At 42.1% G+C, this 18,019-nt stretch carries 22 protein-coding genes; 1 reads left to right on the top strand and 21 read right to left on the bottom strand.

From position 1 onward, the window contains the following. Positions 1-41: 41 nt before the first annotated feature. The 21 genes from nuoK to upp all read right to left on the bottom strand — a co-directional run bounded on the left by nuoK (position 42) and on the right by upp (position 17,500). Positions 42-356, bottom strand: a complete 315-nt coding sequence (gene nuoK, locus IEO70_RS14185) for an NADH-quinone oxidoreductase subunit NuoK (protein WP_190999031.1) — start codon at positions 354-356, stop codon at positions 42-44. Further along, a complete protein-coding gene (locus IEO70_RS14180) occupies positions 353-871 on the bottom strand; it encodes an NADH-quinone oxidoreductase subunit J (RefSeq protein ID WP_190999030.1) in 519 nt (172 codons plus the stop codon). The genes nuoK and IEO70_RS14180 overlap by 4 nt, the downstream gene beginning before the upstream one ends. Next, the gene (gene nuoI / locus IEO70_RS14175) at positions 868-1,287 is read right to left on the bottom strand and encodes an NADH-quinone oxidoreductase subunit NuoI (RefSeq protein ID WP_190999029.1); all 420 of its coding nucleotides are present in this window, start codon (positions 1,285-1,287) and stop codon (positions 868-870) included. Before nuoI ends, IEO70_RS14180 begins: the two co-directional genes overlap by 4 nt. 43 nt (positions 1,288-1,330) lie before the next feature. Beyond that, a complete protein-coding gene (gene nuoH / locus IEO70_RS14170; RefSeq protein WP_190999028.1) occupies positions 1,331-2,332 on the bottom strand; it encodes an NADH-quinone oxidoreductase subunit NuoH in 1,002 nt (333 codons plus the stop codon). Further along, positions 2,332-3,432: an NADH-quinone oxidoreductase subunit D gene (locus IEO70_RS14165; RefSeq protein WP_190999027.1), complete on the bottom strand. Its 1,101-nt coding sequence runs from the start codon at positions 3,430-3,432 to the stop codon at positions 2,332-2,334. The genes nuoH and IEO70_RS14165 overlap by 1 nt, the downstream gene beginning before the upstream one ends. 3 nt (positions 3,433-3,435) lie before the next feature. Continuing rightward, positions 3,436-4,395 carry an NADH-quinone oxidoreductase subunit C gene (locus IEO70_RS14160; protein ID WP_328820935.1) on the bottom strand — a complete coding sequence of 320 codons (960 nt, stop codon included), beginning with the start codon at positions 4,393-4,395 and terminating at the stop codon, positions 3,436-3,438. 1 nt (position 4,396) lies between these two features. Continuing rightward, positions 4,397-4,909, bottom strand: coding sequence for a NuoB/complex I 20 kDa subunit family protein (locus IEO70_RS14155; protein WP_190999026.1), 513 nt, complete (start codon positions 4,907-4,909; stop codon positions 4,397-4,399). Further along, positions 4,900-5,274: an NADH-quinone oxidoreductase subunit A gene (locus tag IEO70_RS14150; protein WP_190999025.1), complete on the bottom strand. Its 375-nt coding sequence runs from the start codon at positions 5,272-5,274 to the stop codon at positions 4,900-4,902. Before IEO70_RS14150 ends, IEO70_RS14155 begins: the two co-directional genes overlap by 10 nt. 433 nt (positions 5,275-5,707) lie before the next feature. Then, a complete protein-coding gene (locus tag IEO70_RS14145; RefSeq protein WP_190999024.1) occupies positions 5,708-6,112 on the bottom strand; it encodes a F0F1 ATP synthase subunit epsilon in 405 nt (134 codons plus the stop codon). 24 nt (positions 6,113-6,136) lie between these two features. Next, positions 6,137-7,534, bottom strand: coding sequence for a F0F1 ATP synthase subunit beta (atpD, locus tag IEO70_RS14140; RefSeq protein WP_190999023.1), 1,398 nt, complete (start codon positions 7,532-7,534; stop codon positions 6,137-6,139). A gap of 88 nt (positions 7,535-7,622) precedes the next feature. Then, positions 7,623-8,480: a F0F1 ATP synthase subunit gamma gene (locus tag IEO70_RS14135; protein WP_190999022.1), complete on the bottom strand. Its 858-nt coding sequence runs from the start codon at positions 8,478-8,480 to the stop codon at positions 7,623-7,625. Between the two features lie 35 nt (positions 8,481-8,515). Then, entirely contained in the window at positions 8,516-10,024 is a 1,509-nt protein-coding gene (gene atpA / locus IEO70_RS14130; protein ID WP_190999021.1) for a F0F1 ATP synthase subunit alpha, read from the bottom strand. Between the two features lie 24 nt (positions 10,025-10,048). Then, a complete protein-coding gene (locus IEO70_RS14125) occupies positions 10,049-10,585 on the bottom strand; it encodes a F0F1 ATP synthase subunit delta (protein WP_190999020.1) in 537 nt (178 codons plus the stop codon). Then, positions 10,582-11,103 carry a F0F1 ATP synthase subunit B gene (locus IEO70_RS14120; protein WP_190999019.1) on the bottom strand — a complete coding sequence of 174 codons (522 nt, stop codon included), beginning with the start codon at positions 11,101-11,103 and terminating at the stop codon, positions 10,582-10,584. The genes IEO70_RS14125 and IEO70_RS14120 overlap by 4 nt, the downstream gene beginning before the upstream one ends. 173 nt (positions 11,104-11,276) lie before the next feature. Further along, entirely contained in the window at positions 11,277-11,489 is a 213-nt protein-coding gene (gene atpE / locus IEO70_RS14115; RefSeq protein ID WP_190999018.1) for a F0F1 ATP synthase subunit C, read from the bottom strand. Between the two features lie 53 nt (positions 11,490-11,542). After that, positions 11,543-12,268, bottom strand: a complete 726-nt coding sequence (atpB, locus tag IEO70_RS14110; protein ID WP_190999017.1) for a F0F1 ATP synthase subunit A — start codon at positions 12,266-12,268, stop codon at positions 11,543-11,545. 6 nt (positions 12,269-12,274) lie between these two features. Continuing rightward, entirely contained in the window at positions 12,275-12,661 is a 387-nt protein-coding gene (locus IEO70_RS14105; RefSeq protein WP_190999016.1) for an ATP synthase subunit I, read from the bottom strand. A gap of 8 nt (positions 12,662-12,669) precedes the next feature. Further along, on the bottom strand, positions 12,670-12,891 hold the full coding sequence (locus IEO70_RS14100; protein ID WP_190999015.1) for an AtpZ/AtpI family protein: 222 nt from the start codon (positions 12,889-12,891) through the stop codon (positions 12,670-12,672). Between the two features lie 246 nt (positions 12,892-13,137). Continuing rightward, a complete protein-coding gene (locus tag IEO70_RS14095) occupies positions 13,138-15,360 on the bottom strand; it encodes a S8 family serine peptidase (RefSeq protein ID WP_190999014.1) in 2,223 nt (740 codons plus the stop codon). Between the two features lie 339 nt (positions 15,361-15,699). Further along, the gene (wecB, locus tag IEO70_RS14090) at positions 15,700-16,851 is read right to left on the bottom strand and encodes a non-hydrolyzing UDP-N-acetylglucosamine 2-epimerase (RefSeq protein ID WP_190999013.1); all 1,152 of its coding nucleotides are present in this window, start codon (positions 16,849-16,851) and stop codon (positions 15,700-15,702) included. Positions 16,852-16,870: 19 nt separating this feature from the next. Next, positions 16,871-17,500, bottom strand: a complete 630-nt coding sequence (upp, locus tag IEO70_RS14085) for a uracil phosphoribosyltransferase (RefSeq protein WP_190999012.1) — start codon at positions 17,498-17,500, stop codon at positions 16,871-16,873. Positions 17,501-17,839: 339 nt separating this feature from the next. Here upp and IEO70_RS14080 point away from each other — a divergent pair. Further along, positions 17,840-18,019, top strand: a 180-nt coding sequence (locus tag IEO70_RS14080) for an HTH domain-containing protein (RefSeq protein WP_328820863.1), incomplete at its 3' end; no start/stop codon positions are given.

Here is an 18,019-nt window from a genome sequence, read left to right as displayed (position 1 = left end):
GAATAGCGCTCTGAAATCACGCGCTGATTTTTAAACTGAAATTAATGTCTCATTGTGTTCACTTCTTGAATATTGACCGACTTTTTGTTTCGGTATAACGCCAGCAATATCGCAAGGCCGACCGCCACTTCCGCTGCCGCTACACTGATCGTGAATAAAGAAAACACTTGGCCGGTAATCGACGGCACCGGGCCGAGCTTGCTGAAAGCGACCAGATTAATATTGACAGCATTCAGCATCAGCTCGACGCATAGCAGGACAATGACTATATTTTTTTTCGTCAATGCTCCGTATAGTCCGAGACAAAATAAAATGAGTGCAAGCGTTAAATATGCTGATAGAGGGATAGACGTCATTGTTCCTCCTCCTTGTCATCCCGTTTCGCTAAAATTACCGCGCCGACTAAAGCTGCCAATAACAGTATCGAAATCAGTTCAAACGGAATGATATATTTTGAATACAGCATAACGCCAATCTGCTCTGTATTATTCTCGTGCAACGGCACCTGTTCCACCGGAATGCTTAAATCATAAATGCCTATATACACCGTGACGCCAATCGCCAAAACGCTGAGAAAAACAAAGAAGCGCCGCCATTTATCCGGTTGCTTTTTCTGCTCTTGATCGTTATGCTTCGTCAGCATAATGCCGAATAACATCATAATTGTGATGGCCCCTGAGTAAATCAATATTTGCACCGCTGCTACGAATTCTGCTGAAAGCGTCACATACAGACCGGCGATGCTGATAAAAATGAATACCATCGCCACCACCATATGGACAACCTTTTTCAACGTCAGAAGGAGAAGTGCACCGGAAATGGCGACCAGAGCAAGGATGGCAAATCCGAGCATCTCACCGGAAAAGCTCATACCTTATTCTCCTCTCTTATATTCGTATCATTTTCATCAAGCCACTCTAAATTTTTGTAAAACATATCCCTGCTGTATTCCGCCAGCTCAAAATTATTGGTCATAATAATCGCCTCAGTCGGACAAACCTCCGTGCATAAATCGCATAAAATGCAAATCTCAAAATTTATATCATACGTATCGATGATTTTCCCCTTCTTACTCGGATCCGGATGTTTTTTACCCGTCAAAGTTATGCAATCCGTCGGACATATATTGGAGCACTGGTTACAGACTATGCATTTCTCCGGATAAAACTTTTGAATACCGCGGAACCGGTCAGGCAACAGCAACGCATCATTCGGGTAATCATACGTGACCTTTTGCCGGGTCAAATTTTTTAACGTATATTTCAAGCCTTTCGCCAACCCAAACATTTGCAACACCTCTCATCACTTCAAAATTGTCCGTTCCAAACCTTCAAAACAGTTCCTTCAAAATGGCTGTTATAAATATGTTGGCCAACGCAAGCGGAAGCAGTACCTTCCAACCAAACTCCATCAGGTGATCTGCCCTCATGCGCGGAAACGTGGCGCGAGTCCAGATGATCACAAAAATAACGACACTGAACTTCAACGCAAACCAAACGGCGCCCGGAATAAAATCCAAAAACGAAAATAGCGGCAGCCATCCGCCAAGGAACAGAACGGTCGTCATCGCACCCATCGCGAATAAATACACATATTCCGCCAACATAAAAAATGCCCAGCGAAATCCTGAATACTCCGTGTGGTAGCCTGCGACCAGCTCCGACTCCGCTTCCGGCAAATCAAACGGTGTCCGGTTCAGCTCGGAAACGGAAGCAATAATGAAGATGAGAAAAGCGAGCGGCTGCAAAAGTACGAACCAATAATTTTCCTGGGCAGCGACAATATCGTTCAAGTTCAAGCTTCCTGTCAGTAAAATGATGCCGACAACGCTCATCACAAGCGGTATTTCATAAGAAATCATTTGCGCCGCCGCACGCATTCCGCCAATTAAGGAATATTTATTATTCGATGCCCAACCGGCCGACACTACCCCGACGACTGAAATGCCTGATATGGCGATATAATAGAGTAAACCGATCCCTATATCAGCAAATTGCATGTTGTCGGTAAAAGGAATGACAGCGAGCACCATGAAAGCCGGCGCAAATGCAATGACCGGCGCCAGTATGAACAAAGGACGGTCAGCGAGCTTCGGAATGATATCTTCCTTGATTAATAGCTTTAAAACATCTGCCACCGTCTGCAGTAACCCCCACTTTCCTCCGACGTGACTAGGTCCATAGCGAAGCTGCATAAAGCCGAGCACTTTTCGTTCAGATAGAATCGCGTATGTGACAAATCCCAATATAAATAATAGAAAAAGAGTTGCGAGCAAAAAGAAAATACCAAAATTCTTCAGACCTGCCGGTTCGTGGATAAGCCCTTCAATCATTAGCCATCCACCTCCCCGAGCACAATATCAATCGCCCCTAAGATAGTGATCAAGTTCGCGATATTTTCCCCTTTCAGCAGCTTCGGCAAGATTTGCAGATTGTAAAAGGAAGGACGCCTGAACTTCAAACGGAAAGGCTCTTTTTTACCGTCACTGGCAATGTAGCAACCTATTTCTCCTCTTGGCGCTTCAATGCGGACAAATGCTTCCCCTGCAGGCGCTTTAATAATTTTTGGTACTTTCGCCATAATTGCTCCCTGAATCGGAAATTGTTCAACAGCTTGTTCAATAATCTTGAGTGACTCCTCAATCTCCTCCAGACGGATTTGATACCTTGACCACGCATCTCCATCATCCCTGGTCGGAATGTCAAAATCAAAACGACTGTAAATGCTGTACGGCTCCGATTTCCTCAAATCATATTTCACGCCGGTACAGCGAAGATTCGCTCCGCTCAAGGAATATTGGATCGCCTCTTCCTTCGAATAAGTGCCAACACCTTTAATACGCTTCATAAAGATTTCATTACCGGACACTAACTCATGATAACCCTTCAGCTGCTCCCTCATATAAGGCACAAAGCCACGCACTTTATCAATCCAGCCATCCGGCGCATCCCATTTCACACCGCCTACGCGCATATAATTAAATGTCAGACGGGCACCTGAGAGTTCATTCAACAGATTTTGAATCATTTCTCTTTCCCTGAAAGCATACAGAAAAGGACTGATTGCTCCTATATCCAATAAATAAGTTCCCCACCAAACAAGATGGCTGGAAATTCGTCCGAGTTCCATTGCCAAGACCCGCAAAAATTCGGCTCTTTCCGGCACTTCAATCGCCATCATCGTTTCGACCGCATGACATAACACATAGTTATTCGTCATGGCCGCCAAATAATCCATTCTGTCTGTATAAGGAATAATCTGTGTATATTGCAGATTTTCAGCAAGTTTCTCTGTTCCGCGATGCAAATAGCCAATCACCGGTGTCGCTTCTGTGATAATTTCGCCGTCAATTTTTATGATGAGACGGAATACACCGTGTGTGCTCGGATGCTGCGGACCGACATTCAATAGCATTTCTTCTGTCCGTATCATCGGTCACACCTCCACATCAAATGGCTCATAGTCTTTTCTGAGCGGATGTCCGACCCAGTCTTCCCCCAACAAAATGCGCTTCAAGTCCGGGTGATTTTCAAATTGAATGCCCAGTAAATCATACGCTTCACACTCCGGCCAGTTTGCACCTTCCCAAAGCGGTACCAATGAATGGATTGAAGACTCTTCACGATCGAGCTTCGTTTTTAAAACAATCGATTGATTAATTGAGTGCGAGTATAAGTAAACGTACACTTCCATGTGCGTTATAAAGTCTGTTCCGTGAAGTTCCGACAAGTAATTGAATGATAGATTATTTTTTAAGAATTCGGCTAATTTAAAATAGTATTCTCGTTTTGCAACAAGTGTCGGCACATTTTTTGAGAGACGGTTTATATATGTCTCCTCCAAAACGTCTTTGCCCAGTGTATCCACTATATTCTTAACATACTCATCGAGAACTGACTGATTAGGAGCTGGCAGCTTCTCCTCTTCTTCAGTTTCTGTACTTTTACGTTCCTTTTGCTTAGCCAAAGCTGCTGCTTTTGCCTTAGCTGCTGCGACAGCCTTTTCTTTCGCCTTTCGCTTTTCTTCATCAGTGGCTGAACTATTTGCTTCCCCTGCCGCTTTCTCTTTCTGTTTCGCCAGTGCTGCTGCTTTTGCTTTTGCCGCTACGGCTGCCTTTTCTTTCGCCTTTCGCTTTTCTTCATCAGTAGCTAAACCGTTTGCTTCTCCTGCTGCTTTCTCTTTCTGTTTTGCCAGTGCTGCCGCTTTTGCTTTTGCCGCCGCGGCTGCTTTTGCTTTTGCTACCTCTTCAGGCGTTTGGTTTTGAAGCGCTTTCACTTTTATATCTTTTTGAACATCCGAAGCCTGTTCTTTTTGTTTGTTGCGTTCAGCAAGACGCTTCATGGCTTCTTCCTTAGCGCGTGCCGCTGCTTCTTTCTTTTTTTCCCTCTCATCCACGCTACATCACCCGCTTTCCGGACTTGGCTTCGTAGCGTATTTTCTCTTTCAGCTTGTTAATACCATACAATAATGCAGCCGGATTTGGCGGGCAACCCGGAATATACACGTCTACCGGAACAATTTGATCGACGCCCTTCACGACACTATATGAATACACATAAGGACCGCCGGCAGTCGCGCATGAGCCCATCGCAATCACCCATTTCGGCTCCGGCATTTGGTCATAGAGACGACGTATAATCGGCGCCATTTTCTTCGTGACGGTTCCCGATACAATCATAACGTCAGATTGCCGCGGTGAGTTCCGAAAGAATGACCCGAAGCGATCCAAGTCATAGTGAGATGCTCCGACCCCCATCATTTCGATGGCACAGCAAGCAAGACCAAATGTCATCGGATAAAGAGAATTGCTTCTCGCCCAACTTTTCACCTGCTCTAATGTCGAGAAAAATATATTTCGCTTCAGCTCTTCCCTCTCGCGTTCAGTGATTCCATCTAATTTCAGGTCCATTTCAACACCTTCTTCTTCCAGGCATAGACAAGTCCAATGAAAAGCATGAACACAAAAATAAGCATTTCAATGAGCGCGACAATGCCGAGTTTCTCATAGGCAACGGCCCAAGGGTAAAGAAAGACGGTTTCCACGTCAAAAATAACGAATAATATTGCGAACATGTAATAACGAACGTTGAATTGAACACGAGAATCATGGAAAGGTTCAACTCCGCTCTCAAATGTAGTGTATTTTGCAGGGTTTGGTTTGAAAGGTCTGAGAAGTTTGCCCAAAGACAAAGCAACAACAGGTAACAATACACCTAGACATAGAAATACAACGACAATCAGATAATTATTCTGATACCAGTTCCATAAGTCCATGTCTCTCCCCCTTTGCTTCTTTTTATATATGAAAAAGGCAAATTGATAAATATCCAATCAGCCTCCAACACCAAAATCATTCCATAAAATACAATTTTATGTAATTGAAGTCATTATATCATTGTCCGAATACCGTGTCGACCGACACAAACCCGGATAACGTCACTTTACATTGTGGCTGACAGGGCGAGAGTCACAAAATCAAAGAAGAACATCCAGTCTTTATCACTTCCTTTTAAGTGTTGAAGAACGCTGACAGCAATGACATACTGCATCCTATATAAACTAACTTCAATTATGTGCTATATCGTAATTAGTATATTTTTCATGATTATAAAAATGTGTTCTTATCAGTAAAACAGGATGTAAGCACTATACCTTTCAGTGAAATAAAAGAAGCCTCGGGATATACCCCGAGGCTTTTTTTATAAGCTTATTTCAAGCTTTCGTATATTGAAATGCGGTTGATGGCGCGTTTTAATGCTAGTTCAGCTCGCTTGTGATCAACAGTATCTTGCTTGTCTTGCAAACGACGTTCAGCACGAAGCTTCGCAGCATTTGCACGAGCAAGATCAATTGTCTCTGCTAATTCTGCTGCTTGAGCTAAAATAGTGATTTTATCTGGGCGTACTTCCAAGAAACCACCACTCACAGCTACAAATTCAGTTTTGCCAGCTTTTTTGATGCGGACAGCACCGATTTGTAATGGAGCAACCATAGGAATATGGTTTGGAAGAATACCTAGTTCACCACTTTTTGCTTTAGTGCTGACCATTTCTGCTTCACCATTATAGATTGGGCCATCTGGAGTGACTACATTGACTTCTACCGTCTTCATTTCATACCCTCCTAGGTCCCGGGCTTACGCCATTGCTTTTGCTTTTTCGACTACTTCTTCAATGCGTCCAACTAGACGGAAAGCATCTTCTGGAAGGTCATCGTACTTACCTTCTAGAATTTCTTTAAAGCCTTTTACTGTTTCTTTAACAGGAACGTAAGAACCTGGTTGACCAGTAAATTGCTCCGCTACGTGGAAGTTTTGAGATAAGAAGAATTGAATACGACGCGCACGCGCAACCGTTAATTTGTCATCTTCACTTAACTCATCCATACCAAGGATCGCAATGATATCTTGAAGTTCTTTATAGCGTTGTAATGTTGATTGAACACTACGTGCTACTTCATAATGCTCTTCTCCTACAACTTCTGGAGAAAGTGCGCGAGATGTAGATGCTAATGGATCTACCGCTGGGTAAATACCCATCTCAGAAAGTTTACGCTCAAGGTTAGTTGTTGCATCTAAGTGAGCGAAAGTTGTTGCTGGAGCCGGATCCGTATAGTCATCGGCTGGAACATAAATCGCTTGGATAGATGTAACTGAACCTACACTTGTAGAAGTGATACGTTCTTGTAATTGACCCATTTCTGTAGCCAATGTTGGTTGGTAACCAACGGCAGATGGCATACGGCCAAGTAGGGCTGATACTTCAGAACCTGCTTGAGTGAAACGGAAGATATTATCGATGAAGAATAACACGTCTTGACCTTGCTCATCACGGAAATATTCCGCCATTGTAAGACCAGAAAGTGCTACACGCATACGCGCACCAGGTGGCTCGTTCATTTGACCGAATACCATCGCTGTTTTCTTGATAACGCCTGAGTCAGTCATCTCGTGGAATAAGTCGTTACCTTCACGAGTACGTTCACCAACACCTGCGAATACAGAGATACCGCCGTGCTCTTGTGCGATGTTGTTGATAAGTTCTTGGATAAGAACTGTTTTACCTACACCCGCACCACCAAAAAGACCGATTTTACCACCTTTAATGTATGGAGCTAGTAAGTCTACAACTTTAATACCTGTTTCAAGAATTTCAACTTGAGTAGAAAGCTGATCGAACTTAGGCGCTTCTCTATGGATTGGATTTCTTTGCGCGTCTGCTGGAATCGGATCGAATAAATCAATATTGTCTCCTAAAACGTTAAATACGCGCCCTAATGTTACATCTCCTACTGGTACAGAAATTGGCGCACCAGTATCAATTGCTTCAGCTCCACGAGTAACACCGTCTGTAGAAGACATCGCTACTGTACGAACTGTATCATCACCTAAATGAAGGGCAACTTCTAATGTTAGAGTCTCACCAGTCGAAGCATTTTTAACTGTTAATGCATTGTAAAGTCGAGGAAGCTTGCCGCTTTCAAACTTTACGTCGATAACTGGACCCGTAACTTGAGTAATGTGTCCTTTATTCATCGTTTTCCCTCCTATCATTACTTATCAACACGATTCATTATTTATTTGGAATCAGGGCAAGAGCTTGTCTCGCCCATTCGATTGAATACTATTCTAATGCAGCTGCTCCGCCGACGATTTCAGTAATCTCTTGCGTAATCGCTGCTTGACGTGCTCGGTTGTATACAATGGATAGGTGACCGATAAGCTCTGTCGCGTTATCAGTGGCACTTCTCATTGCACTCATACGAGCTGCATGCTCACTTGCTTTTCCATCTAGTAGTGCACCATAAATTAAGCTTTCCGCATATTGAGGAAGAAGCACTTCCAGAATTTCTTCAGCTGAAGGGTCAAATTCATAACTAGTGATTTTGTCAGAAACAGCTAAATCCGTTAACGGCAATAATTGTTTCTTCGTAACTTCCTGTGAAATCGCACTTACAAAGTGGTTGTAGTACAGGTACAGCTCATCAAATGTGCCGTCTGCGAACATTCCGACAGTTTGTTTAGATAAATCACTGATATCATCGTAAGAAGGCTGATCAGAAACACCTGTGATTTCAAGCACAATGTTCATGCCACGTGCTTTGAAGAAATCGCGTCCCATACGTCCGATGACGATGATACCATACTCTTCTTCTGATTTGTGGTTTTGCTTAATTGTTTGAAAGACTTGACGGAGAACACTGCTGTTGTATGCGCCAGCAAGTCCGCGGTCAGACGTAATAACGATATAACCGGTCTTTTTAACTGGGCGCGATACTAGCATCGGATGTGATAAATCCGTACTACCCGCAGCGATACTGGCAACTACTTCTTGAATTTTTTCCATGTAAGGAACAAATGATTTCGCATTAGATTCCGCACGAGCTAATTTAGAAGCAGATACCATTTCCATAGCTTTAGTGATTTGACTCGTCTTTTTAGTAGATGTAATACGAGACTTAATATCGCGTAAAGATGCCATTCTTTCTCACCACCCTTTTCAATTTGTTAGAAATATTATGCAGATGCTACAAACGTTTTCTTAAAGTCTTTGATAGCTGATACCATATCTTCGTCTTTTGGAAGATCGCCTGTAGTACGGATAGTTTCTAACAACTCAGAGCGGTTTTGATCTAGCCAGCTTAGGAATTCTGCTTCAAAGCGACGAATATCCGCAACGGCAACATCATCTAAATGTCCGCGAGTTAATGCATAAAGAATTGCAACTTGTTTTTCAACTTTTAGCGGTTTGTTCAGGTCTTGTTTAAGAACCTCAACTGTACGAGCACCACGGTCAAGTTTTGCTTTAGTTGCTTTATCAAGGTCAGAACCGAATTGAGCGAACGCTTCTAACTCACGGAAAGAAGCTAAGTCAAGACGTAATGTACCCGCAACTTTTTTCATTGCTTTAATTTGAGCTGATCCACCTACACGTGATACTGAAAGACCTGCGTTGATCGCTGGACGTACACCTGAGAAGAATAGATCAGATTGTAAGAAGATTTGTCCATCCGTAATTGAGATTACGTTAGTTGGAATGTAAGCTGAGATATCCCCTGCTTGCGTTTCAACGAATGGTAATGCAGTGATTGAACCTGCACCTAGTGTATCGTTAAGTTTTGCTGCACGCTCTAGTAAACGTGAATGCAAGTAGAATACATCCCCTGGGAATGCCTCACGACCTGGAGGACGGCGTAATAATAGTGACAGCTCACGGTATGCAGCTGCTTGTTTTGATAAATCATCATATACAACAAGAACGTGCTTGCCGTTGAACATGAATTCTTCACCCATTGCTACACCAGCATAAGGAGCTAAGTATAATAATGGAGCTGGTTGAGATGCAGAAGCTGTTACAACGATTGTGTAATCTAATGCACCGTTTTTACGTAAAGTTTCTACTGTTGAACGAACAGTTGATTCTTTTTGGCCGATAGCCACGTAAATACAAATCATGTTTTGGTCAGCTTGGTTCAAAATTGTATCGATTGCAACTGATGTTTTACCAGTTTGACGGTCACCGATGATTAACTCACGTTGTCCGCGTCCGATTGGAACCAATGCGTCAATCGCTTTAATACCTGTTTGTAGTGGTTCATGAACAGATTTACGGTCCATAACACCAGTTGCAGGACTTTCGATTGGACGAGTTTTTGTTGTATTGATCGGTCCTAAACCATCAACAGGTTGACCTAATGGGTTTACTACACGACCGATTAACTCTTCACCTACAGGAACTTCCATGATACGGCCAGTACGTTTTACGTCACTGCCTTCACGAATATCCGAGAATGGTCCAAGAATAACGATACCTACGTTATTTGACTCAAGGTTTTGTGCCATACCCATGACACCGTTGGAGAATTCTACAAGCTCTCCAGCCATTACGTTATCTAGACCATGAACACGTGCGATACCATCACCGACTGAGATAACAGTACCAACGTCGCTTACTTCGATCTCAGACTGATAGTTTTCAATTTGCTTTTTTATCAGTGCACTGATTTCTTCAGCTTTAATGCCCATGAAATTCACCCCTATCCAGAAATGTTATGATAATAGTTGTCGCTCTAAACGATTCAGCTTGCCGCTAACGGAGCCGTCAAAAATACGGTTTCCGATACGAAGCTTCATTCCGCCGATAATATCACGATCAACGATATTTTCAATTCTTAAAGTTTTTTTGCCTACTTTCGCAGCGAAAACGGAAGAAATCGCTTCACGCTCTGCCTCCGTAATAGGTCTTGTAGTATATACAGTTGCTTCTGCAACAGATTTATCTTCGTTACATAGTTCAACAAAGTCCTCAGCCATATGAGCGATTTCATCTGTACGATGACGTTCGATCATCAGCATGATTGTGTTTGTGATGTATTCAGAGATACCAGCAAGCGCATCAGAAAGAACTTGTTGCTTTTGCTGAAGCGTGATTTTAGGCTGCTTCAAGAAAGCATTCAGTTCTTCATTAGATGAAAAAACTTCTTTCACAACGCGAATTTCTTCCGCCATTGCATCAAGAACGTTTTTCTCTTTGGCAATCTCAAAAAGAGCTACTGCATAGCGTTTTGCGACTATAGAATTGCTCATTGTTTATCTCCTGCCTCTTGAAGATACTCACTGATTAATTTTTCTTGATCAGCTTCAGTTAATTCTTTTTCAATTACTTTAGAAGCAATAAGTACAGATAATGAAGCTACTTGCTCGCGTAAAGCTGCAACAGCTTTTTCTTTCTCTACTTCGATTTCGCGTTTTGCACTTTCTTTAATACGCTCAGCTTCAGTACGTGCTGCAACAACGATTTCTTCACGCTGTGCATCGCCTTGTTTCTTAGCGTTTTCAATTAATGTTTGAGCTTCAACACGAGATTGCTTAAGGATTTCACGTTGTTCTTCAACGTATTGCGCTGCTTGCTCACGTGTTTTTTCTGCCTCATCAATTTGAGAAGCTACGTGGTTTTCACGCTCTTTCATCATATTGATTAGAGGACCCCATGCAACCTTTTTAAGAAAGGCTAACAATAAGACGAAACAGATTAATTGGAAAATAATATCTCCAGCGTTAAAGCCTAAACCGCCTGCTCCAATAACAAAACTATTTGTTAACACGCTCGGTTCACTCCTTTCGAAGAGTCATTTATTGATTAAGAATCAGTTTTCATCATTTATTCATAAAGTGATTACTTATTGAAAATTCATAAAAGATTTCCGGTAGCCGGAAAATCATAAAAGGAAAGGCGAAGGTCTATGGTATGATCTTCGCCACGTTTACCTTTTACAAATTATTGCCCCATTACCATGAATGCAATAACTACAGCGATGATTGGTAGTACCTCTACTAGACCAACACCGATGAACATTGTAGTTTGAAGTCTTCCTTGTAATTCAGGTTGACGAGCGATACCCTCAACTGTACGTGAAATGATCAAACCGTTACCAATACCAGCACCTAGTGCCGCTAAACCTACTGCGATTGCAGCTGCTAAAACTCCCATTATAAAAGCCTCCTAAATTGTTTGTTTTTATACTTAGTCTTACAAAATATATATTAATGGTCTGAAGCTACTTTATGAGCCATATAAACCATTGTTAACATTGTAAAAATAAATGCTTGGATAGCACCGATGAAGATTGAGAATCCTTGCCATGCTATCATTGGTATTGCGGCGCCGATTGCACCGAACACGCTGCTTGTAGCCAGTCCCGCCAACAATGTCAACAGAACCTCACCTGCATAAATATTACCGTAAAGTCGCAGACCTAACGTTAACGTATTAGCAAATTCTTCGATAATTTTGATTGGGAATAAAAACCCTACCGGACGGAAGAAATCTTTGCCGTATTCCGATAAACCTTTCATTCGAATAGCATAATAATGCGTTAAACCAACTACCATTACCGCTAACGTTAACGTGATGGTTGGATCCGCTGTTGGCGATTTCCACCAAAGTTCATGACCTTCATCTAATACGACGCTAAACGGTAGACCTAGCATATTCGACACGAATATATACATAATCAATGTCAAACCAAGCATTAAGAAGCGACCGCCTGTTTTCCAATCCATTGCGCTATTGATAATGTTTTTAACGAAATCCACTACCCATTCGATAAAGTTTTGGACTCCAGTCGGTTTCATTTTCAAATTACGTGTACACACGTAAGCGATAGCAGCAGTAATGATAGTTGCAACAGAAATCATCAAAACGTTACCCAGGTTTACATAAATACCTGAACCTTCAATGACTTCTACTACACGAGCTCCGTGCTCCATGAGTATTCACCTCTCTTCCCCGTTATTGACGTTGGATTTATGGATAAAATAATCTATAACTATGACAACATTCGCTGTCACTAATCCCAATACCGTTGTGTAAATGTTAAAGTACTGCGGGTACTTCATTGCGATGATTGCAGCTAAAATAGCCGCTGCATAACGAGAGGCGCTTCCAATAGAACGTGATGGTTTGCCCCCAGCTGCAGATGCCCCCACTTGCTGAGACTTTTTCATAAGCAGCCATACGTTGAAAGTGCTTATAGCCGTACCGAGTAAAAGTCCGGCAAAGATCGCCTGATAACTTGTGAATCCCCAGCCCAATACATAAATTGCCATTATGTACAATAAATATTTAAGCTGTCTTTTAAATGTGAACTGCAAATCTGGCATAGTATTCTTTAGTCTCCCTGGATTTTGTCCTTAAGTAAACGTGAAATGCCATATGTCCCAAAAGCCAGTCCTAAAATTAATCCGATAATCATAAATAACGGGTCGGCTGCAAGCTTCGCATCCAACCATCTCCCTATGAATATTCCTATTAGTATCGGGCCGACCAATTGCGCAGTAATGGCTGATGTTATAGCAATCGTCCTGTAATAGAAACGTTTGTTTTGCTTCATCTGATTTCTCCAGTTATTGACTGTTTTTACATTCAACTCACTTATTTTACTATCGTTTCCAACGTTAATAAGTTGAAAAGTGAATTGTTTGAATTTTTTTGAAAAAACTATCAATACACATCCTACGTTATAATACAATAGCAGATAAGTGTTGTCAACGAATGTGTAGTGGAAAAGCTACTATGATTTCCCCATAATATCCAGAAGTTCACATTTATATCAATCTTTAGGGAGTTAAACAGAAAATCATTTGATTTCGATGATCTCCTGCAGCTCTTTTGAGACTCCCGCTTTCTTAATCGAGATGACAGCATGGTACAATCCCGGCTCAGGCAAATGATTTCTCGGTATTTCCTTTTGAAAAAAACCGGATGGTGCCGGAGCAGAATAGTCGAGAAACCCTTTAAAGCGCAGGGACGAGTAATCATACAGCGCAATCATCATCTCATCGCCTCCGCAAGGAACATACATTTCATAACGATAGGATTCATCATTATCACCATCTCCGAATTGAAAGCCCATAACTTTCGGATAATTCGGTTCTTCCTTCATATAAAGGTAAGGAATATAGAGTGTTTTCGTCCCTTCTCTTACAGCGAGATAGCCGTCATACATTCCTTTTTCCAATTCCTTCATATCAATAGAAAGTCCGATTTCGACCTCTTTTTTCTCATTCGGCTGAAGCGTAAAAGATAATGGCAAGTGCCAGTTCAACCCCTTCTCATCCCTCGGGATGTCAAAAGAGTAATGCTGTGGTGCTTCATTTTTATTTTCGATGACAAGCTTTTTTATATGCTTGTTTTCCCCCTCCTTTTGATCGAATAAACCTAAAGTAAGTGAGCTCGGATAAAAGAAAGTGTCGACATCCACTGCTTCTTGAAGCTGCAATCTTCCAGCTCCTTGTTCATACGTTTTGTAAAAATTGCCTTCTTTATTCTTTAAATGTTTTGCTGTTGTCATGAGCGCAGATTTTATTTGTTCGGGTGTCCATTCCGGGTGAGCCTGTCTCAATAATGCAGCAGCCCCAGCCACGTGAGGAGCTGACATACTTGTCCCTGCAAGCGCCATATACCCTCCAGGCACTGTGCTTTCTATCGCTACTCCAGGTGCCACTATATCCGGTTTGATTTCCCAGCTGACTGTCACCGGTCCACGAGAACTGAAAGAAGCAATCATATCAGCTTCTTCTTTGTAAACAATCTTCATTGATTGTTCCGGATTATTTCGTATATAGTCGAGTAAAATATGCCCATCTTTTTTTGCCAGCCATACTGCCGGTATTTGCACAGGGGTTTCTAACGCATAAAGAAGCGGTGCTTCACTACTATTTGCGATGATGACAGCTTTGCCTCCCTGTTTTTGCACATTGAGGATTTTCTCTGTCACACTTAATTTACCGCGTTTCACAACGACAATCTTGTTTTTCGCATTGGGCATGTCAGCCAACCTGCCATATCCTCCATTAATAATCTGTTGAAAAACCGTGAAATTCCATTTTTTAGCCCCCGGGATGCTGTGCAATGGCAGCTCTTTCATGTTTGATGACCCTAGACCAATCTGCATGTATGGAATCTTTAACGGCGGAGAAGATGCCCCAACAGAAATAGCCTTCGATGACGTACCCGGCGATCCGACTGTCCAAGTATTAGGTCCTGAATTACCGTTTGAAACTACCGCCGTTATCCCTTGGTCAACCGCTTGGTTCAAAGCAAGTGTAATCGGAAGATCAGGTCCATTGATACTGTTCCCTAAAGACAGATTGATAATATCCATCTTATCGCTAATGGCCGCATCAATGGCCGCTATTACACTTTCCGTACTGCCAGTTCCCCCCGGCCCTAAAGCACGGTACGCATATACTTCTGCCTCGGGAGCAACACCTCTTAAACTTCCATTCGCCGCAATGATTCCGGCTACATGTGTGCCATGAATAGTTGCTCTATCCGGTTCCCCTGCCGACTCCATCGGATCATTATCGCCATCAATTAAATCTTTTCCGCCTCTATAAACTTTCTTTAAATCAGGATGATTATAGTCAATACCTGTATCAATAATCCCTACTTTCACACCCTTGCCGGTTAGCCGGTGTCCATCTTCATCCAAATAGCCTCTTAGCTGATCACCGCCTATAAACGGAACACTTTCATCGAGCATTACTTCATACATTGACAACTCGGATATCGTTTCAATTTCCTGTCTTTCCCGCAGGCTCTCAATGAGTTTTCGCGGCCCCTCTACAGTAAATCCATTTAAGGCAAATTCATATACTTGTCTCAGTTTGATGCCCGGAGTATTTGAAATTGTTCCGGACAGTTCTTTTTTGTCCGCTTCCGGCTTCACGATAATGACAGCAACGATATTTTCCTTTTCATCTTTTTTCGGCAACGGAGGCAACTGGAATGAGATAGCCGACGCAGCAGAAGCTATGAAAATAAAAAGCAACACCGTCAATCCACACACTTTTTTCATGATTCACCCTCCTGATTTTTATCATGACTCAAAGTGCAGGTTGTATGCATTAATAAGAAAAAACCGTCACCGGCCCTTTTTGATTTCGCTCCTCGATTCTACTTCAATGAAAAAGGAGCCATACAGTAGGACTGTTAAGCAAGGAATATCGGCTAAAGGCAACACGTCTGCATGTCTTCGCCGACACGACCTACATCCTGTCAGCCTCCGCGCATGGCAGGTGTAAGGTTAGACAGCTATCCACGTTCAGATGGAATACACTTTCATTTGCACAAGAAAAAGGACTTCTTAAAAGTCATATCTCTGACTTTTAAGAAGCCCCTTTATGCAACCTTGCCATTAGCTTAATGGATTATAGGGTTTTGGACGGTCGCTTGTTTGCTTAAAGTAATAACGGATTGCCTCCGCAATACGTTTCGAAGCATTGCCGTCACCATACGGATTTGCTGCTTTCGCCATCGCTTCATAAGCTTCCTGGTTTGTCAGCAATTCCTTCGCCATAGCATAGATTGTTTCTTCTTCTGTACCAGCTAGTTTCAAAGTGCCTGCTTCAATACCCTCTGGACGTTCCGTTGTGTCACGAAGCACCAACACCGGTACACCTAGAGACGGTGCTTCTTCTTGAACACCACCTGAATCCGTTAAAATTAAGTGTGCTCTTGACGCGAAATTATGGAAGTCATAAACATCCAATGGTTCGATCAGTTGGATGCGCGGATCATTCCCAAGTACTTCGTCAGCAATTTCACGAACAACCGGGTTTAAGTGGACAGGGTAGATAACTTGTACGTCATCATGCTCCTCCACAAGTCGTTTAACCGCTCTAAACATATTGCGCATCGGCTGCCCAAGATTTTCACGACGGTGTGCAGTCAAAAGAATTAGACGATCATTGCCCAACTTGTCCAATACAGGATGGCTGTATTCCGGAGTTACCGTTGTTTTCAGAGCGTCAATTGCCGTGTTGCCAGTTACGAAAATTGATTCTTCTGCTTTATTTTCATTCAGTAAATTTTCCGCTGCCTTTGGTGTCGGAGAAAAATGCAGATCGGCCATTACACCTGTCAGCTGACGATTCATTTCTTCCGGATATGGAGAATACTTATTCCAAGTTCTTAAACCCGCTTCCACATGCCCAACGACAATCTTATTATAGAAAGCAGCTAAAGCTGCAACAAAAGTAGTCGTTGTATCGCCATGGACAAGGACGATATCCGGTCTTACTTCTTCCATCACTTTATTCAAACCCTCTAGACCACGAGTTGTCACGTCAATAAGGGTTTGACGGTCCTTCATAATGTTCAGGTCGTAATCAGGCTGAACTTTAAAGATTTCCAACACCTGATCTAGCATTTGGCGGTGTTGCGCGGTAACCGTTACAATCGACTCAAAATACTCAGATTGCTTTTCAAGCTCCAAAACAAGCGGGGCCATTTTTATGGCCTCAGGTCTTGTACCAAAGATTGTCATTACTTTAATACGCTCAGTCATGCCTTTTCACCTTTTCCTCTTATTTTGTTCCGAATAAGCGGTCTCCTGCATCACCTAGCCCTGGAACAATATAACCTTTTTCGTTTAGTTTTTCATCTAGTGCCGCAATATAAATGTCAACGTCCGGATGTGCTTCTTTTAAGAGCTCTACACCTTCTGGAGCTGCGATTAAGCACATGAATTTAATATTTTTTGCACCACGTTTTTTCAATGAGTTAATTGCTTCAATTGCAGATCCTCCGGTTGCAAGCATCGGATCAACAACGATGAATTCTCTTTCCTCAACATCGCTAGGAAGCTTCGCATAGTATTCAACTGGCTGCAACGTTTTTGGATCGCGGTATAAACCGATGTGTCCAACTTTCGCTGCCGGAATTACTTTCAACACCCCTTCTACCATGCCAAGGCCTGCTCGTAAGATAGGCACTAATCCAATTTTCTTACCAGTTAATACCTTTGCTTTCGCTGTTGCTACAGGTGTTTGAACTTCTACCTCTTCTAAAGGCATGTCTCTTGTAATTTCAAATGCCATCAATGTTGCTACTTCATCAACAAGTTCACGGAACTCTTTCGTACCTGTTTTTACATCACGGATATATGTCAGCTTATGCTGAATTAATGGATGGTCGAATACATAAACTTTAGCCATTAAGGATCTCTCCTCTTCTTTTTAAATTGAGTTTTACCTAAAAATTCACTTCTGTTCATTCTACATAAAAATGGGCAAATGAGCAATATTCTATCAAAACTGTTGAAAAAACTTCATCTATGCACGACTGGGCCTTTGACTCCTACATTCAGTTTATCCTGTTCAAACGACTTGAAACTCATTTCTCTTCAAAGATCGCGCCGCAATAGAATTTATCGCACAAAAAACTACTAAGCGCTAATTAAAATGTCCCCTATAGAGTAGACACTTATAAAAAAGTCTACCTATAGGGTACTTTTTTGTATAATGAAAAAAAAATGAGAACGGGGAAAATCTAGAATGAGTACAAAGACATTTACAGAGAAAGAGATTAATGCACTTTCTCGTAATCCTTATGTTAAATCTGTTGGTTCGAAGGGGATTACCTATACAGAAGAATTTAAACTGCTATTTATTGCCGAGAATGATAAAGGTAAGTTTCCAAGGCAAATATTTGAGGAATGCGGCTTTGATGTAGAA

The sequence above is a fragment of the Peribacillus faecalis genome (genome assembly GCF_014712675.1).
GTDB lineage: Bacteria > Bacillota > Bacilli > Bacillales > DSM-1321 > Bacillus_AD > Bacillus_AD faecalis.
Note: the sequence above shows the minus strand (reverse complement) of the source record. Positions and strands in the feature narration are given on the sequence as shown.

Coding starts and splice junctions, on each gene's coding strand:
- nuoK (WP_190999031.1), bottom strand. CDS start 356: ATGACGTCTATCCCTCTATCAGCATATTTAACGCTTGCACTCATTTTA.
- IEO70_RS14180 (WP_190999030.1), bottom strand. CDS start 871: ATGAGCTTTTCCGGTGAGATGCTCGGATTTGCCATCCTTGCTCTGGTC.
- nuoI (WP_190999029.1), bottom strand. CDS start 1,287: ATGTTTGGGTTGGCGAAAGGCTTGAAATATACGTTAAAAAATTTGACC.
- nuoH (WP_190999028.1), bottom strand. CDS start 2,332: ATGATTGAAGGGCTTATCCACGAACCGGCAGGTCTGAAGAATTTTGGT.
- IEO70_RS14165 (WP_190999027.1), bottom strand. CDS start 3,432: ATGATACGGACAGAAGAAATGCTATTGAATGTCGGTCCGCAGCATCCG.
- IEO70_RS14155 (WP_190999026.1), bottom strand. CDS start 4,909: ATGGACCTGAAATTAGATGGAATCACTGAACGCGAGAGGGAAGAGCTG.
- IEO70_RS14150 (WP_190999025.1), bottom strand. CDS start 5,274: ATGGACTTATGGAACTGGTATCAGAATAATTATCTGATTGTCGTTGTA.
- IEO70_RS14145 (WP_190999024.1), bottom strand. CDS start 6,112: ATGAAGACGGTAGAAGTCAATGTAGTCACTCCAGATGGCCCAATCTAT.
- atpD (WP_190999023.1), bottom strand. CDS start 7,534: ATGAATAAAGGACACATTACTCAAGTTACGGGTCCAGTTATCGACGTA.
- IEO70_RS14135 (WP_190999022.1), bottom strand. CDS start 8,480: ATGGCATCTTTACGCGATATTAAGTCTCGTATTACATCTACTAAAAAG.
- atpA (WP_190999021.1), bottom strand. CDS start 10,024: ATGGGCATTAAAGCTGAAGAAATCAGTGCACTGATAAAAAAGCAAATT.
- IEO70_RS14125 (WP_190999020.1), bottom strand. CDS start 10,585: ATGAGCAATTCTATAGTCGCAAAACGCTATGCAGTAGCTCTTTTTGAG.
- atpE (WP_190999018.1), bottom strand. CDS start 11,489: ATGGGAGTTTTAGCAGCTGCAATCGCAGTAGGTTTAGCGGCACTAGGT.
- atpB (WP_190999017.1), bottom strand. CDS start 12,268: ATGGAGCACGGAGCTCGTGTAGTAGAAGTCATTGAAGGTTCAGGTATT.
- IEO70_RS14105 (WP_190999016.1), bottom strand. CDS start 12,661: ATGCCAGATTTGCAGTTCACATTTAAAAGACAGCTTAAATATTTATTG.
- IEO70_RS14100 (WP_190999015.1), bottom strand. CDS start 12,891: ATGAAGCAAAACAAACGTTTCTATTACAGGACGATTGCTATAACATCA.
- IEO70_RS14095 (WP_190999014.1), bottom strand. CDS start 15,360: ATGAAAAAAGTGTGTGGATTGACGGTGTTGCTTTTTATTTTCATAGCT.
- wecB (WP_190999013.1), bottom strand. CDS start 16,851: ATGACTGAGCGTATTAAAGTAATGACAATCTTTGGTACAAGACCTGAG.
- upp (WP_190999012.1), bottom strand. CDS start 17,500: ATGGCTAAAGTTTATGTATTCGACCATCCATTAATTCAGCATAAGCTG.